The sequence below is a fragment of the Streptomyces mutabilis genome (assembly GCF_046628145.1).
In the GTDB taxonomy this organism is placed as follows: Bacteria; Actinomycetota; Actinomycetes; order Streptomycetales; family Streptomycetaceae; genus Streptomyces; species Streptomyces mutabilis.
Genome location: NZ_CP176874.1, coordinates 4,042,882 through 4,057,607 on the forward strand (window position 1 = coordinate 4,042,882; position 14,726 = coordinate 4,057,607).

Genomic DNA, 14,726 nt, shown 5'->3' on the forward strand with positions numbered 1-14,726 from the left:
GGGGCGAGCGGCGCCGTTCGGGGCCGGTCGCACCCTCCACGGCACCACCCCGCCCGCCCCGCCACCAGCGTGCGGGGCCGTCCGGGTGAGCAGGCCCGGGCCCGGACGCCGGCCCCGCGGTCCTACAGCGCCAGCCACACCGTCGTGTCGGGGGCCAGGCGGCCGTCCTCCAGCGGCGCGCTGCTCAGCAGCACCTCACCGGCCGGCCGGTCCACCACCCGGTCCGAGAGGTTGGTGACGCAGCGCCAGCCGGCCGAGCGGTCGAACTGGAGGACCCCGTCCGGGACGTCGTCCGCCCAGGTCAGCGACTCCCCGTCGAGCAGCTTGCGGCGCAGGCGCAGGGCCGTGCGGTACAGCTCCAGGGTCGAGCCTTCGACCCCGTCCTGGGCGTCGACGGCGTACGCCGCGAAGCCCGGCGGCTGCGGCAGCCACGCCGCGCCCGCGCCGAAGCCGTACGACGGCCCGTCCGTGGTCCACGGCAGCGGCACCCGGCACCCGTCGCGGCCCTTGCGGACGTGCCCGGTCTGCTCCCAGATCGGGTCCTGGAGCACCTCGGTGGGCAGGTCGGCCACCTCGGGCAGTCCCAGCTCCTCGCCCTGGTAGACGTACGCCGAGCCGGGCAGCGCCAGCATCAGCAGCGTCGCCGCGCGGGCCCGGCGCAGCCCGGCCGCCTCGTCGAGGGCCGGGGCCCGGCCGCCGGACAGCAGCCAGGCGTCGGTGTCGGTGCCCGGCGGCAGGACCAGGCGGGAGGCGTGGCGGACCACGTCGTGGTTGGAGAGCACCCAGGTCGCCGAGGCCCCGGCCGCGCGGGCGTCGGCGAGCGAGCCGGTGATGATCTCGCGCAGCTCCGCCGCGTCCCACCCGGCTTGCAGGTACTCGAAGTTGAACGCCTGGCCCAGTTCGTCCGGACGGGCGTACAGCGCGCGCCGGGCGCCCGGCACCCAGGCCTCGGCGACGGCCATCCGGGGCGGCGTGTAGGTGTCGAAGATCTTGCGCCAGTCGCGGTAGACCTCGTGGACGTCGTCGCGGTCGTAGAAGGGGTGGGTGCCCGGGGCGAACTCGGTGAGCGCCCTCTCGCTGCTCAGCTCGGGGGAGCCGAGGTCGCGCAGCGGCTCGGTCAGGTCCTTGACCAGCGCGTGCGCCACGTCGACGCGAAAGCCGTCGACGCCCCGGTCGCACCAGAACTTCAGCGTGGTGCGGAAGTCGGCGCGGACCTGCTCGTTCTCCCAGTTCAGGTCGGGCTGCTGGGGTGCGAAGAGGTGCAGGTACCACTGCCCGTCCGGCACCCGCTTCCAGGCACTGCCGCCGAAGACGGACTGCCAGTCGGTGGGCGGCAGTTCCCCCTGGTCGCCGCGGCCGTCGCGGAAGACGTACCGGTCGCGGGCCGCCGAACCCGGGCCCGCCGCCAGGGCCTCGCGGAACCACGCGTGGCGGTGCGAGGTGTGGTTGGGGACCAGGTCGACGATCACCTTCAGACCCAGCCGGTGGGCCTCGGCGGCCATGGCGTCGAAGTCGTCCAGGGTGCCCAGGCGGGGGTCGACGTCGCGGTAGTCCTCGACGTCGTAGCCGCCGTCGGCGAGTTCGGAGGGGTAGAACGGGCTGAGCCACAGGGCGTCGACGCCCAGGGCGGCCAGGTGGGTCAGGCGCTGGGTGATGCCGCGCAGGTCACCGAGCCCGTCGCCGTCGGCGTCGGCGAAGCTGCGGGGGTAGATCTGGTAGATGACGGCCTGCCGCCACCAGTTGGGGTCCTTGGACGACAGGTCGGGCGTGCTGGTGGTGCTGCGTACGGACACGCGGTCTCCTTCGCGGTGCGTGCGGGCGACACGAATAGATCTGTCCACATCACCCGAAAAGCGAACCCGCGCGCCCGCGACGCGCCGGGCGCCGCACACCTTGGCGCCGGCGCGGGGACCGGTGACCGGTGCGCGCCGCCTCCCTTCCCCTCGCCTCCTCCTCGGCGCGTCGTCGGTCTCCACCGCACACGGCGGGCACCGGGTCCGGCTCAGAGAAGGCGCCCTCCCGGCCGGTCCTGGTCCCGCGGTGCCAGCGTGCGCAGGACGTCGAACTCGTTGCCCTCGGGATCGGCCATGACCACCCAGTTCCGGTCCCGGCCCTGGCCCACGTCCGTCCTGGTGGCGCCGAGGCCGAGCAGTCTGGTCACCTCGTCCTCGGTGCTGCCGTCGATCGGGCTGACGTCGAGATGCAGCCGGTTCTTGACGGTCTTGCCCTCGGGCACCCGGACGAAGATCAGGGTGGGCGGCATCTGGCGGGCCCGGACGTCCTCGACGGTCGGCACCCAGGAGCCGATCTCGACCTTGCCCTCGCCGCGGTCGATCACCTGGAAGTCCAGGACCTCGCACCAGAAGGCCGCGAGCCTCTCCGGATCGTGGCAGTCGACGGTCAACTCGGTGAACCTGCTCGTCATGCTTCTCCCGGACGGTACGGACGGTACGGACCGGAGGGAACCGCCCTAGGACACGAGCCCCCGGGGCTGCTCCACCGCGGTCAGGTAGAACTCCACGTACCGTGCCACATCCACGTCCAACCCAACGTCCACCAAGGGCTGTTCGCGGGTGTCCCCGTGGAGTTCGGCCTCGCCGACGCGGGCGCGGCGGTCGACGAGGGTCTGGCCGCGGGCCGGTCCGGGAGCCAGACAGACCTCGACGGGCAGCCGGTGCGTGGTCAGGCCCGCCGGGTCGATCACCGCGCAGACCGCGCCCGCGTCGCCGAGGCCGCCGCCGGGGTCCGACTCGTCGGTGGCCGGGCCGCGGTGGGCGAGCAGCTCACCGGCGAGCCGGGTGCCGGGCTCGGTGCTCGCGCGCAGCCGGCGCACGTCCTGGCCCGGCACGATCACCCGCTGGAACACGTCCAGCCCGTACATCGTGACCGGCACCCCGGCGCCGAGCAGGATCGCGGCGGCCTCCGGATCGTGCCAGACGTTGAACTCGGCGACCGGCGTGGCGTTCCCGGTGGCCACCGCGCCGCCCATGAAGACGATCCGCTCGATGTTGCGGGTGACCTCGGGGTGGGTGCGCAGCAGCAGCGCGATGTTGGTCGCCGGGGCGGTGGGGATCAGGGTGACCGGACGCGGGGAGGCCAGGATCTCCCGGCGCAGCAGCGTCACGGCGTCCACGTCGACGGGGACCCGGGTGGGCGCGGGCAGGCCCAGGTCGCCCATGCCGTCGTGCCCGTGCACGTGCCGGGCGGTGCGCACCGCCTCGATCAGCGGACGCTCGGCACCCCGGGCGACGGGGACGTCCGGGGCGCCGGCCTGCTCCAGCACGGTCAGGGTGTTGCGTACGACCCCCTCCACGTCGGTGTTGCCGGCCACGCAGGTGACCGCGCGCAGGTCGAGCCCCGGGTGGCGGACCGCCAGCAGCAGGGCCAGGGCGTCGTCGACGCCGGTGTCGCAGTCGATGATCACCGGAACGGGCTGCTGCGGGTCGGGGGCGGTCGGCACGGCGGGGGCTCCTCGGTCTGCGTGGGGGCGCCGGTCCCGGTGACCCTAGCTCAGGCGGATTCCCACAGCTCGGGGCCGCGCGCCCGGACCCGGCCGGTGATCCGCCGCAGCAACTCGGTGCCGGACAGCCGCCCGGGCCGGCGCCCGTCCCGCAGCCGTACGTCCGCCAGGTCGCCGTCCGCCGCCTCCCGGGCGCCGATCACCGCCCGGTACGGCACCTTCCGCGCCGCCCGGACCCGGGCGCCGAGGGTGCCGTGCTCCGGCCCGGCGACCTCGGCGCGCAGTCCCTGCGCGGCGGCCCGGCGCACCAGTGCGTACGCCTGCTCCCGCTGCTCCTCCCCGACCGGGAGCACGACCAGCTGCACGGGCGCCAGCCACGCCGGGAAAGCCCCGCCGTGCACCTCGATCAGGTGCGCGACCGCCCGTTCCACGCTGCCGATGACGCTGCGGTGCACCATGACCGGGCGGTGCTTCTCGCCGTCCGGACCGGTGTAGCGCAGGCCGAAGCGTTCGGGCTGGTGGAAGTCGATCTGGACGGTCGACAGGGTGGACTCGCGCCCGGCGGCGTCCGCGATCTGCACGTCGATCTTGGGCCCGTAGAAGGCGGCCTCGCCCTCCACCGCCTCGTACGGCACTCCGTCCAGGGCTTCCTCCAGCAGTGCGGTGGCCCGCCGCCACAACTGGGGGGCGGCGACGTACTTGCCGCCCGGACCGGGCAGGGAGAGGCGGTACCGGGCGGCCTCGATGCCGAGGTCGGCGTGGGCCCGGCGGATCAGGCCGAGGGCGGCGCGGGCCTCGGCGGCGGCCTGGCCGGGGGTGCAGAAGACGTGCGCGTCGTTGAGGTGGATGGCCCGTACGCGGGTCAGGCCGCCGAGCACGCCGGACGGCTCGGAGCGGTACATGGAGCCCAGTTCGGCGATGCGCAGGGGGAGTTCGCGGTAGCTGCGGGAGCGTGAGCGGTAGACGAGGGCGTGGTGGGGGCACAGGCTCGGGCGGAGCACGACCTCCTGACCGCCCAGCTCCATCGGCGGGAACATGTCGTCGCGGTAGTGCTCCCAGTGGCCCGAGATCTCGTACAGCTCGCGCTTGCCGAGGACCGGCGAGTACACGTGCCGGTAGCCGGCCCGCAGCTCGGTCTCGCGGACGTACTCCTCCAGGGTGTGCCGCACGGTCGCCCCGTCGGGCAGCCAGTACGGCAGGCCCGCGCCCATCAGGGGATCGGTGCCGAACAGGCCGAGCTCGCGGCCGAGCCGCCGGTGGTCGTGGGCGTCGGTGGGGTCGTGATCGTGGGGGTGATCGTGGGCCTGCGGGCCGCCGCTGTGGCTGTGGTCGTCGTCGTGCACGTCGGTCTCCTCCGGACGGAGGACGAGCACCACGCGAAGAAGCCCCGGGCGCTCGCCCCGGGGCTTCGGACTTCTGGTCAGCAGTCAGCGCGCCGGGACACTCCCCGGCGTCGTCATCAGGAAGGGGCCGACGCGCTTCATGCGCCAAACGGTACCGACGCCCCCGCGCCGGCGCGAGGGGATTTCCCCCGGGCCGGCGGCCGGTGCCGTGCCTCCGTGACCTCGCCCGGGTCGCCAGGGGCGCTCAGGGCGCTCAGTAGCGCACGGCCCGGGCCACCGCCGCGCGCACCTCGCCCGACAGGTCGTGGCTGCTGCGTGCGGTGGCGCGGGCGGACTCGCCGGCGGGGACGTCGGGGACGGTGACGACGACCGTGTCGCGCAGGCCGCCGCCCGGGTCCGTGAGGTCCACCTGCACCGCGAAGGACTTCGTCGAGTCGGCGGTGTTGCGGACGGTGACCTCGACGGTGGTGCGCCCGTCGGCCGCCGTCTTCGGGTCGCCCAGCCGTACGTCGGCCTCGACGTCGGCGCCCTCCCGGATGCCCTCCAGCCACCGCCCGGCCTCCGCCGTCGCCGACGCCACGGCGTCCGCGCCTTCGGAGGCCAGCGACGAGGCGGCCGACGCGGCCCGGCTCGCCGCCGCGCTGCCGGCGTCCGACGGTGCGTCGCCGTCACCGCCGCCGTCGGAGCAACCGGCCAGCACGGTGCCCGCCAGGACCACCGCCCCGACCGCACTGAACACCCGGTGACCGGCCACGTCGCCTCCAGCAGCATGGGGAGTACCCGCCCGCGAGAGCACGCGGGTCTCCCTCAGTGAAGGCCCGCGGACACCGCCGCGCACGCCGGCGTCGGGCCGGACGGGGGACACCCGGACTCCGGGTGTCCCCCGTCCGGGGCGTCCGCAGGGGAGCGGTGTCAGACGTGCCCCGGACCGCCGCCGCCGAAGGACCCGCTCGACCCCGGCAGCCAGCGGCGGCGGTTCTGGTCCGCGCCGCGGCGGCTGCCCGAGTGGTGGAGTTCGTACGGCATGAGCCGTGGGCTGCCGTCCGCCGCAAGTGGGATCTCGTCGGGTTCCCGCATCTCCCGCTCCTCGTGGACGGCACCGGTGGCCGGGAGCTTGCCGTGCTCGTCGGCGTGGGGGCGTTCGGGTTCTCGTTCCATGACCCTCAGGCCCATGCGTACGGCCCAGATCAGCGCGCCGGCGATCACCAGCCCGCCGATGAAGGCGATGGTCATGTTGAGCGCGTGCGAGGACGCGGCCAGCAGTTCATACGTTGCCGTACTCATGTTCTGATTATGTACCCCCAAATGAGATAAAGCGCCACGTATGTCCGAGTCTGGTGTGGGGTGCTGCGGGTGTGCAGCGAGAGCGTCGCGGGGCGTCGCGGGTCTGTGGAACGCCGTGCTCCCCGGGCGCGCCCGCCGTGATTGAGGACGGCCGCCCACTGGTACCCGGCCGACGGTGCGGCGGCGTCGGTACCGAAGGCGCCGCCTCGCCCCGCCGGCGGAAGGAGCGCCCGTATGACCGCGCCATTGACGGCCGACGCCCAGGAGTACGGCCTGGTCGGGGACGGCACCGCCGACGACCGGCCGGCGCTGCAGAAACTGGTGGACGCGCTCGGCGACGCCACCGCCGCGGACGGCCGCCCGCGCACCGTCCGCGTGCCCGCCGGGCGGTACGTGATCCGGGACCGGCCCGTGCTGTGGCGCAGCGGCGTCTCACTGATCGGCGCCGGACGCGGCGCCACCTGCTTCGCCCTCACCAACCCGGGCGCCCCCGCCCAGCCGGTGCCGCTGGCCTGGTTCACCACCGCCCAGCACGGCGCCGGGCGGGACAACCACATCGCCGACGTCACCTTCGCGCACTTCGAGATCGACGGCTCGGGGGTGGAGACCGAGGAGTACGACGTGCTGGCCAAGGGGCTCGGCCTCCAGTACGTGCTGCGCGGGCGCTTCACCGACCTGTACATCCACGACACCGCCGCCACCGGCTTCGGGTGCGACTTCCTCCAGGACACCGTCGTCGAGGGCGTGCTCGCCGAACGGTGCGGACGGCAGGACCCCGGCGAGGAGATGGGCGGTGCGGGCATCGGCATCGGGGTCGGCGGCTGGGGATCCGTCGAACGACTGGCGGTGACCGACTGCACGGCCAACGGCAACGGCACCAACGGCATCTTCCTCGAACTCCAGCAGGACCACTGGGCCCCGCCGCGCGGCATCCGCGTCACCGCCTGCCACACCGAGGGCAACCGCTACGGCATCTCCGACTGGGGCGCCGAGGGACTGCTGGTCACCGCCTGCACGATGCTCGGCAACCACGTCGCCGGGTTCGACGTGTCGGCGCAGGGCACCACGAGTGTCGGCGGGCGCGGCGGCATCGTCACCGGGTGCGTGATCGACGGCAACGCGCGGGACGGGATCGCGCTCGGCAACACTCCGGGGCCGTACGCCTTCCGCGGCAACCGCGTCGGCAACAACGGGCGGTACGGCTACTGGCAGCACAACCTGGCCGGCGGCGACCAGGAGCCCGCGACGGACATCGTCCTGGAGTCGAACGACATCCACGACAACGGCCTGGACGGCATCCGCGTCGACGCCCCGCTCCACGAACCGGCGATCTTCGGCAACCGCGTCCGCGACAACGGCCGCCGCGCCGCACCGGCGACGGAGGGCGGCGGCGATGACGTGACCTGCGGCCCGCTGTCCCTGACCGACGCGCACGCCGACTGGTTCCCCGGCGGCCACCGCGGCAAGACGCTGACGGTCGCCACCGGGAACGCCGAGGTCACCGCCGTGGTCACCGACAACACCGCCACCGAACTCACCCTCGCCCCGCGGCGCCCCGGAGCGCGGACCGCCTGGCCGTCCGACGGCACCCCCGCACGCGGCGCCGCCTACCGCCTCCCGGACGCCCCGTCGCCGCGCACCGGCCTCACCGCCGCCGCGGCCGTCACCCACCCGTACGTGCACGGCAACCGGATCCGGGACGACGGGCACCCGCGCACCCAGACCCACGCCCTGTGGATCGCGCCCGAGGCCACCTGGACCGCCGGCCGGGTCTCCGGCAACGACTTCAGCGGCAACGCCTCGGCGGCCACCCGCTTCGACTCGGCCCCGAGCGGCGGCCGGTGGCGGGACAACGACGGCTGACGGGTCCGCCGGCCGGGAGCACGACCGCCCGGGATCAGCAGAACGTGCCCCGGACGGCGTCCAGCACCTGCGCGCTCTGCTCCCAGGTCACCCGGAACCGCTGGGCCGCCGCGTCCCGCACCTCGTCCTCGGGCCGTTCCTGGCGGAGGTCGACGCACAGCCAACGGGCGTTCTCGACCGCCTCGTCCTCGTCCGCGGTGATGACCGGGTCGACGGCCGCCAGATCGCTCAGCAGCAGTTCCCGTTGGCCCGCGTCGGGCGACGGGATCACGTGCTGCTCCCCGCCGCCGACCGTCACGGACTCCACGCTGTCCGGGCCGTCCCCGTCGTCCCCGCCGCCGTACACCACGGCCGTGGCCACACCGGCCACCGCCACCAGCGCCGACACGGCGATCGCCGCCCGCTTCCCCATGCCGTCCCCCTCCATGCGGATCGCCCGCCGAGACTACGCCGTCCCGTCTCACGGCGCCGTTGCCCGCCGTCCCGCTTTACGGCGCCGTAGCCCGCCGCCCCGTCTCACACCACTGCAGCCCGCCGCCCCCCTCACGGCGCCCGCAGCGCGTCCACCGCGATCCGCGCCGCCGTGCCGATCACCGCGTCCGCCGCCGGGAGCGTGGCCGCCGGGTTCGCGGTGCGGGTGAAGACGGCCACGGCGTACCGTCCGCCGTCGGGATACTCGACGACACCGACCTCGTTGCGCAGGGTCGGCAGGGTGCCGGTCTTGCCGGCCACGTGGACGTCGTCGAAGGGGAAGCCCGAGGCCAGGCGGTGCGGCCAGACCTGGAGGCCCATGACGCGGCGCATGGCGGCGCCGTACTCGGACGGGCACGTCTCGTCCCGCCACAGGGCGCTGAGCAGCCGGGTCATGTCCCTGGGCGTGCTGCGGTTGGTGCGGGCCGGGTCCAGGGCGCGCAGCCGGGTGATGACGTGGGGGTCGGTCAGCGCCCGGGCGCCGGTCGGCCCGGCGTCCTCGCGCATGGTGCCGAGCATCTCGGCGAAGCCGTACACCGCACGCGTGCGGGTGAGGCCGAGCCGGGCCGTGGTGCGGTTGACGGCGTCCAGTCCGACCCGGCGCAGCAGCAGGTCGGCGGCGGTGTTGTCGCTGACGGACATCATCAGCAACGCCGCGTCGCGCAGCGACAGCCGGACCGGGTCCAGCATCGCCGCGAGCCCCGTGGGCCCGGGGGTGCGTCCGGCCGGCGGGCACTCCACCTGCTCGGTCAGGTCGATCTCCCCGGCCGCCGCCAGTTCGTGCAGCGTCACCAGTACACACACCTTGTGGACGCTGGCCGTGCACACCGGCTGGTCCGCCCCGGCCTCGACCTGTGCTCCGGAGTCGATGTCCACGGCGTGCAGCCACCCCGTGACCCCGGCGTCGGCGAAGGCCGCGTGCAGCCGGCCGGCGGTGGCGGCGTCGGTCATGACCGACGCCCCGCGGTCCGGGGGCCCGCGTACGGGGCGTCGGCGGAGCGCGCCGCGGGGGCGGTCGCGGACGCGTGGCTCAGGGGGGCGGTGTGGATCAAAGCCAGTACTCCGATGCCGGGCGAAGGTGCAGGGGCCGGGCGGTCGTCTCGGTGCGGGCGTCGGCCGTGGTGCGCAGGGCGTGGGCGGCGGCGTCCGCGAACGCGTCGACGGCGGCGTCGCCGCGCCCCCTGGGCCAGGCCACGGAGTGCCGCCAGGCCAGCGGGGCCCCGGCCAGCGGACGCCAAACGAGGTCCGGGTCGGCCGGGTCCGCGAGCTGCGTGTCGCGGGGACCGAGGGCGACGGCCCCGGACGACAGCACCAGCCCGCGTACGAAACTGGCGCCCCGGCCGTGCCGTACGGCGGCGGGGGTGTAGCCGCCCCGGGCGCACGCGGTGAGCAGGTCGTCGTAGACCGCGGGGGCGTGGGCACGCGGGAAGAGGACCAGGTCGTAGCCGGTGAGGGAGGCCAGCGGCACCTCGACGTCCGTCGCCTGCGGGGCCCCGCGCGGCAGCAGCACGCCGAGGTCCCGGCGCAGGACCGGGCCGAGTTCCAGGCCGGTGACGTCGCAGGGGTGGTGGATGACGCCGACGTCCAGTTCGTGGGCGGCGAAGGCGGCGAGCTGCTCGGCGGTGGACAGCTCGTGCAGCTCCAGTTCCAGCCCGGCGTGCCGGCGCCGGAAGTCCGACAGCAGGGCGGCCACGGTCCGGCCGGAGACGTCGGGGGACAGCGCGGCGCGCAGCAGGCCCGTCTCGCCGTCCCGGATGCGGCGCGCGGTGGCCAGGAAGGACTCGGAACGGGCGAGCAGCTCGCGGGCCTGGGCGAGCAGCAGGGTGCCCGCCTCGGTGATCGTCACCCGGCGGCTGGAGCGTTCGAAGAGCCGGACGCCCAGCTCCTTCTCCAGTCGCTGGATGCGCTGCGACAGGGGCGGCTGGGCCATGCCGAGGCGGGCGGCGGCACGGCCGAAGTGTGACTCTTCTGCAACAGCCACGAAGCACTCCAGGTGCCGCACCAGGTCCACGACCAGTAATCATATCGGGGATTGATCGAATCGACATCGATATGAATCTTGGACAGGAGCCGCGAGGGTTGCTCTGCTCGGGGCATGCGATCCCTCCGTGACCTCTCGCTCGGCGCCCGCCGGTGGCCCGGCGCCCTCGCCCTCGCCCTCGTCGTCCCGCTGGCCGGCTGCGCCACCGGGTCCGGGGCCCCGGACGCGTCGCCGTCGGCGAGCGCCCCGACCCGGGCCGGCGGTACCGCCTCCGCCGCGCCGGACGTCCGCGCCGAGCTGCGGGTGGACGGCCGCACCCGCGAGTACCTCCTGCACCGTCCCGCCTCCGCCGACGGCCCCCGGCCCCTCGTCATCGCCTTCCACGGCCGCGGCTCCGACGCCGCCGAACTGCGCGAGCAGAGCCGGCTGGAGAAGGCCGCCGGGGCGCGCGGCATGCTGGTCGCCTATCCCGAGGGCATCGACAGCGGCTGGGGCGCCGGCACGCAGAAGACCCCGCAGCGGCCGGACCCCGGCCTCGACGTGCGGTTCACCGAGGCGCTGATCCAGCACCTGGTCCGCACCGAACAGGCCGACCCCGAGCGCGTCTACGTCGCCGGCTTCTCCAACGGCGGCTCCATGGCCCTGCGCATGGCCGCCGAGCGGCCCGGTCTGCTGGCGGGCGCGGCCTCGGTCGCCGGCCAGCTGCCCGCGGGAGCTGCCGCGGTGGAGCCCACCGGCGCCGTCCCGGTCATGGTCGTCTACGGCGCCGAGGACCCCGTGCGCCCGATCGGCGGCTGGCCCTCGCCGCCGCCGGACCCCGAGGAGCCGATCCTCCCGAGCCGGTCGGCCCGGGACACGGCGGAGGCGTTCGCCGCGGCGGGCGGCGCGGGGGAGCCGGTCACGGAGGAGGAGAAGGGGTACGACCGCACGGTCTGGCACCTGAAGAACGAGTCCGGTTCCGACCGGGCCCCCGGCGACGTCCAGCTCCTCGTCGTCCACGGCGGCGGTCACACCTGGCCGGGCTCGTCCTTCGTCCCGGACAAGCGGCTCGGTCCCACCAGCAAGGCCCTGGACGCCACGGACACGATCCTCGACTTCTTCGCCGCCGGCTGACCGGTGCGGCGGCGCACCGACCCACGGACAGGAGAAGACTCCGATGCCGGACACTCCCCACCTCACCCCTCCTTCCCGTCGCCGGCCCCGCAACGGCGTACGCGCCGTCACCGCCGTGGCGGTCGTGCTGGCGGTCGCCGCGGGCGGCTCCTACGCCGCCGGACTCGGCCCCTTCGCGCGCGGTGACGACGGCCCCGACCCCGCCGCGACGAAACAGGCGCGCGCCTTCCTCGCCGACTGGGCCGCCGGGCGCCTGCCGGGCGCGGCCGACCGCACCACCAGACCCGACACGGCCCGGGACGTACTGCGGAGCTTCACCGCGGGCCTCGACATCGAGGGGCCCCGGCTGGCGGCGGCCGAGGACGCGGAGGAGACCGAGGACGGCACCGTCACCGTCCCCTTCACCGCGAAGATGCCGATCACCGGCCTCGGCACCTGGACGTACGAGTCCGAACTGCCCCTGGTGCGCGAGAAGAAGGACGGCGGCTGGAAGGTGGACTGGCGGCTGTCACTGGTCCACCCGCGACTGAGCGACACGGAGAAGTTCCGCCTGGAGCGCGAGGAGACGACCCCGCCGAAGGTCACCGACCGCCACGGAACCTCGGTCGCGGACGGCTCGTACCCCTCCCTGACCCCGCTCCTGGGCCGGCTGGCCGACCGCACCGGCGGCGGACCGCGCGGCGCCGTGCAGCTCGTCGACCGGGCCACCGGCGAGACCGTGCGCACCGAGGCGTCCTTCGGCGAGCGGCCCGACCCGGCGGCCGACGACCGGCCCGTGCGCACCACCCTGGACGCCACCTGGCAGGCGGCGGCCGAGAAGGCCCTCGCCCGGGCCGACGGCAAGAACGCCGCCCTCGTCGCCCTGCGCATCGACAACGGCGAGATCCTCGCCCTCGCCAACTCCCCCGCGTCCGGCTTCAACCGCGCCGCCTCCGGCACCTACGCGCCCGGCTCCACCTGGAAGATCGTCACCAGCAGCGCCCTGCTGCTCAAGGGCGCGGTGAAGCCCGACGACGTCGTGGACTGCCCCAAGTACCTGACCGTGGGCAAGGAGTTCCACAACGTGGAGACCTCCGAGTTCCCCGGCGCCACCTTCCGCAAGGACTTCACGGAGTCCTGCAACACCGCCTTCATCAGCCTGCGCGGCAAGCTCGACGAGGGGGAGCTGGGCAAGGTGGCCCGCACCTACTTCGGGGTCGGCCAGGAGTGGCACATCGGCATCCCGACCTACGACGGGTCGGTGCCGGTGCCCAAGGACGAGACGGAGAAGGCCGCGTCGATGATCGGGCAGGGCCGCGTCCAGGCCAACCCGCTGGTCATGGCGTCGGTGACGGCCACCGCGGTGTCCGGCGAGTTCCACCAGCCGTCGATCACCGCGGGGAACGAGGACGGCACCCGCACCGAGCCGCTGCCCGACGAGGTCGTGACCCAGTTGCGGGAGCTGATGCGGGCCACGGTCACCGACGGCACCGCGCACGTCCTCGCCGACCTGCCCGGCGAGATCGGCGCCAAGACCGGCACCGCCGAGGTCTCCGACGACCAGGACAACAACGGCTGGCTGGTCGCCCACCGCGGCAACGTGGCCGTCGCCGTGGTCGTCGAGGAGGGCGTCACCGGCGGCGGCTCGGCGGGCCCGGTCGTGCACAGCCTGCTGTCCGCCGTACCGGAGGACCCGTCCTGAGCGCCGGCCGGTGTCCGCGGGCGGACGGGCGCGGGCGGAACCAGCCGGGGCGCGGGCGGACCGGGCCCGGTCGGTCAGCCCTGCGTCGCGCCGCCCCGGCCCCCGGCCGTGCCGTCGCTCTCCCCGCGCTCGACCGTCTCGCCCCGGATCACGCGCGGCGCCGCGCGGTCCTCGGCCGGTGTCCGCTCCTCGTCCTTCATCGCGCGGGCCTCGGCCTTGAGGATGCGCGCCGACTTGCCCGCCGAGCGGGTCAGCTCGGGGAGCTTCTTGGCGGCGATGACGGCGATGACGACGATGAGAATGATCGCGAGTTCGCTCAGTCCGAACACGGCGGCGCTCCCCTGGTGACGTACGGTGCGGACCCGCGGCAGGGGCCCGCACGGAATCTACGGCATGGCCGACGGGCGCCGGAGGCGATCTCCCACAATTCTTCTACAGTTGCGTAGAAGTTATCGGCCCTCTTCGCCCTCGGAGCCGTCCCCGCCCTCGTCGTCACCCTCGAAGAAGTCCCCCACCTCGTCGACGACCTCGGCCGCCACCATCCCGCCGGCGACGCCCACCGCGAGCCCGGCCGCGCCCGCCGCCACCGCGGTGCCGACGCGGGGGGCGCCGCCCGGCAGCCCGGACTCGTGCCCGTACACGGCGTGGGAGCCGTACGACGCCCGGTGTTCCACCAGCTCCTGGATCCAGCCCTCGACGAGCGCGTTCCAGTCCTGCGGTCCGGCCGGCCCCTCGTGCGGGACGGTGAAGCGGCTGAGGGCGTCGTGGCCGTCGGCGAACGGGCCGCCGCGCTTGTCCGCCTCCAGCACCACCTCCAGCGCGCCCGGGACGGCCAGGAAGGTCAGCTCGATCTCGTTGATCTGGTGGGCGTACCGGGCGGGCGGGGTCAGCTCGATCTCCTGGTAGAAGGGCAGCTGCTGCCCGGTGCCGCCGATGCGGCCGTACTCCAGGTCGGCGGAGCGGAAGCCGAAGCCGAGCTGCCCGAAGGCGTCCAGGACGGCTTCCTGGGCGGGCAGCGGCGCCACGGTCAGCGGGTCCAGGTCGCCCTTGTCGCGGGCGCCCGCCACCGCCAGCTCGGTGCGCACGCCGAGTACGATGCCCAGCGGCTGCCCGTGCAGCTCGGTCACCGGCATCTCCCAGGGCAGCGGCACCGAGAACGACACCTCGTGCCGCGCGCCCGCGGCCAGCCGGAAGGAGCCGCCGACGGTGTGCCGGTCGAAGGCGACGACGCCCTCGCCCTCCCCGTGCTCGTGCTCGGCCTCGACGCGGGCCACCAGCTCCAGCCCGATGTGCTCGATGTGATGGTCGGCGGTGCCGCCGACGAGCTCGACCCGGCCGGACAGCACGCCCCCGGGCCGGGCGGCGCCCGGGTCCAGGACCGTGTCCACCGTGGGTCCGCCCACGCCGAGGGAACCGAGCAACCGCTTGAACACCATCGAGGCGTCCACTCCTTCACGTTCGTGCGGGGAACAACCGGAGCCCTCCGGCCGTTCTCTACAGGCGAGTAGAAGCATAGGGGCCGAAGGACTC

The 14,726-nt window shown here is 74.7% G+C and carries 14 protein-coding genes; 3 read left to right on the forward strand and 11 right to left on the reverse strand.

Annotated features, from left to right (window positions below):
• Positions 1-122 precede the first annotated feature (122 nt).
• The 6 genes from ACLIN4_RS18125 to ACLIN4_RS18150 all read right to left on the reverse strand — a co-directional run bounded on the left by ACLIN4_RS18125 (position 123) and on the right by ACLIN4_RS18150 (position 6,087).
• Positions 123-1,793: a glycoside hydrolase family 13 protein gene (locus tag ACLIN4_RS18125; protein WP_307652446.1), complete on the reverse strand. Its 1,671-nt coding sequence runs from the start codon at positions 1,791-1,793 to the stop codon at positions 123-125.
• Positions 1,794-2,002: 209 nt separating this feature from the next.
• The gene (locus tag ACLIN4_RS18130; RefSeq protein WP_107480163.1) at positions 2,003-2,425 is read right to left on the reverse strand and encodes a VOC family protein; all 423 of its coding nucleotides are present in this window, start codon (positions 2,423-2,425) and stop codon (positions 2,003-2,005) included.
• 45 nt (positions 2,426-2,470) lie between these two features.
• On the reverse strand, positions 2,471-3,460 hold the full coding sequence (locus tag ACLIN4_RS18135; protein ID WP_411576006.1) for a nucleoside hydrolase: 990 nt from the start codon (positions 3,458-3,460) through the stop codon (positions 2,471-2,473).
• 50 nt (positions 3,461-3,510) lie between these two features.
• Positions 3,511-4,803 carry a threonine--tRNA ligase gene (gene thrS, locus ACLIN4_RS18140; protein ID WP_411576007.1) on the reverse strand — a complete coding sequence of 431 codons (1,293 nt, stop codon included), beginning with the start codon at positions 4,801-4,803 and terminating at the stop codon, positions 3,511-3,513.
• Positions 4,804-5,056: 253 nt separating this feature from the next.
• Complete coding sequence (locus ACLIN4_RS18145; RefSeq protein WP_290013107.1) at positions 5,057-5,557, reverse strand: hypothetical protein; 501 nt, start codon at positions 5,555-5,557, stop codon at positions 5,057-5,059.
• A 158-nt stretch (positions 5,558-5,715) separates the two neighbouring features.
• Positions 5,716-6,087 carry a DUF6479 family protein gene (locus tag ACLIN4_RS18150; RefSeq protein ID WP_100046525.1) on the reverse strand — a complete coding sequence of 124 codons (372 nt, stop codon included), beginning with the start codon at positions 6,085-6,087 and terminating at the stop codon, positions 5,716-5,718.
• Positions 6,088-6,321: 234 nt separating this feature from the next.
• On the opposite strand from ACLIN4_RS18150, the gene ACLIN4_RS18155 reads away from it, so the two are divergent.
• Complete coding sequence (locus ACLIN4_RS18155) at positions 6,322-7,950, forward strand: right-handed parallel beta-helix repeat-containing protein (protein WP_411576008.1); 1,629 nt, start codon at positions 6,322-6,324, stop codon at positions 7,948-7,950.
• Between the two features lie 34 nt (positions 7,951-7,984).
• Here ACLIN4_RS18155 and ACLIN4_RS18160 read toward each other — a convergent pair whose 3' ends face one another.
• The 3 genes from ACLIN4_RS18160 to ACLIN4_RS18170 form a co-directional block, all read right to left on the reverse strand.
• Positions 7,985-8,362: a DUF732 domain-containing protein gene (locus tag ACLIN4_RS18160; RefSeq protein WP_100046527.1), complete on the reverse strand. Its 378-nt coding sequence runs from the start codon at positions 8,360-8,362 to the stop codon at positions 7,985-7,987.
• Positions 8,363-8,493: 131 nt separating this feature from the next.
• On the reverse strand, positions 8,494-9,372 hold the full coding sequence (locus ACLIN4_RS18165) for a serine hydrolase (RefSeq protein WP_411576009.1): 879 nt from the start codon (positions 9,370-9,372) through the stop codon (positions 8,494-8,496).
• A gap of 97 nt (positions 9,373-9,469) precedes the next feature.
• On the reverse strand, positions 9,470-10,402 hold the full coding sequence (locus tag ACLIN4_RS18170) for a LysR family transcriptional regulator (protein WP_411576010.1): 933 nt from the start codon (positions 10,400-10,402) through the stop codon (positions 9,470-9,472).
• A 114-nt stretch (positions 10,403-10,516) separates the two neighbouring features.
• On the opposite strand from ACLIN4_RS18170, the gene ACLIN4_RS18175 reads away from it, so the two are divergent.
• Positions 10,517-11,515, forward strand: a complete 999-nt coding sequence (locus ACLIN4_RS18175) for an alpha/beta hydrolase family esterase (RefSeq protein ID WP_290013111.1) — start codon at positions 10,517-10,519, stop codon at positions 11,513-11,515.
• 43 nt (positions 11,516-11,558) lie between these two features.
• Positions 11,559-13,196 (forward strand): penicillin-binding transpeptidase domain-containing protein, encoded by a 1,638-nt coding sequence (locus ACLIN4_RS18180; RefSeq protein ID WP_290013113.1) that lies wholly within the window; start codon positions 11,559-11,561, stop codon positions 13,194-13,196.
• Positions 13,197-13,270: 74 nt separating this feature from the next.
• Here ACLIN4_RS18180 and ACLIN4_RS18185 read toward each other — a convergent pair whose 3' ends face one another.
• Both ACLIN4_RS18185 and ACLIN4_RS18190 read right to left on the reverse strand, forming a co-directional pair.
• Complete coding sequence (locus tag ACLIN4_RS18185; RefSeq protein ID WP_100046530.1) at positions 13,271-13,525, reverse strand: twin-arginine translocase TatA/TatE family subunit; 255 nt, start codon at positions 13,523-13,525, stop codon at positions 13,271-13,273.
• Positions 13,526-13,645: 120 nt separating this feature from the next.
• Entirely contained in the window at positions 13,646-14,632 is a 987-nt protein-coding gene (locus ACLIN4_RS18190; RefSeq protein WP_411576761.1) for a sporulation protein, read from the reverse strand.
• Positions 14,633-14,726 lie beyond the last annotated feature (94 nt).

Excerpts from the sequence above, each read along its gene's own strand:
- ACLIN4_RS18175 (WP_290013111.1), top strand. The coding sequence starts at position 10,517 with ATGCGATCCCTCCGTGACCTCTCGCTCGGCGCCCGCCGGTGGCCCGGC.
- ACLIN4_RS18165 (WP_411576009.1), bottom strand. The coding sequence starts at position 9,372 with ATGACCGACGCCGCCACCGCCGGCCGGCTGCACGCGGCCTTCGCCGAC.
- ACLIN4_RS18155 (WP_411576008.1), top strand. The coding sequence starts at position 6,322 with ATGACCGCGCCATTGACGGCCGACGCCCAGGAGTACGGCCTGGTCGGG.
- ACLIN4_RS18180 (WP_290013113.1), top strand. The coding sequence starts at position 11,559 with ATGCCGGACACTCCCCACCTCACCCCTCCTTCCCGTCGCCGGCCCCGC.
- ACLIN4_RS18160 (WP_100046527.1), bottom strand. The coding sequence starts at position 8,362 with ATGGGGAAGCGGGCGGCGATCGCCGTGTCGGCGCTGGTGGCGGTGGCC.
- ACLIN4_RS18150 (WP_100046525.1), bottom strand. The coding sequence starts at position 6,087 with ATGAGTACGGCAACGTATGAACTGCTGGCCGCGTCCTCGCACGCGCTC.
- ACLIN4_RS18130 (WP_107480163.1), bottom strand. The coding sequence starts at position 2,425 with ATGACGAGCAGGTTCACCGAGTTGACCGTCGACTGCCACGATCCGGAG.
- ACLIN4_RS18190 (WP_411576761.1), bottom strand. The coding sequence starts at position 14,632 with ATGGTGTTCAAGCGGTTGCTCGGTTCCCTCGGCGTGGGCGGACCCACG.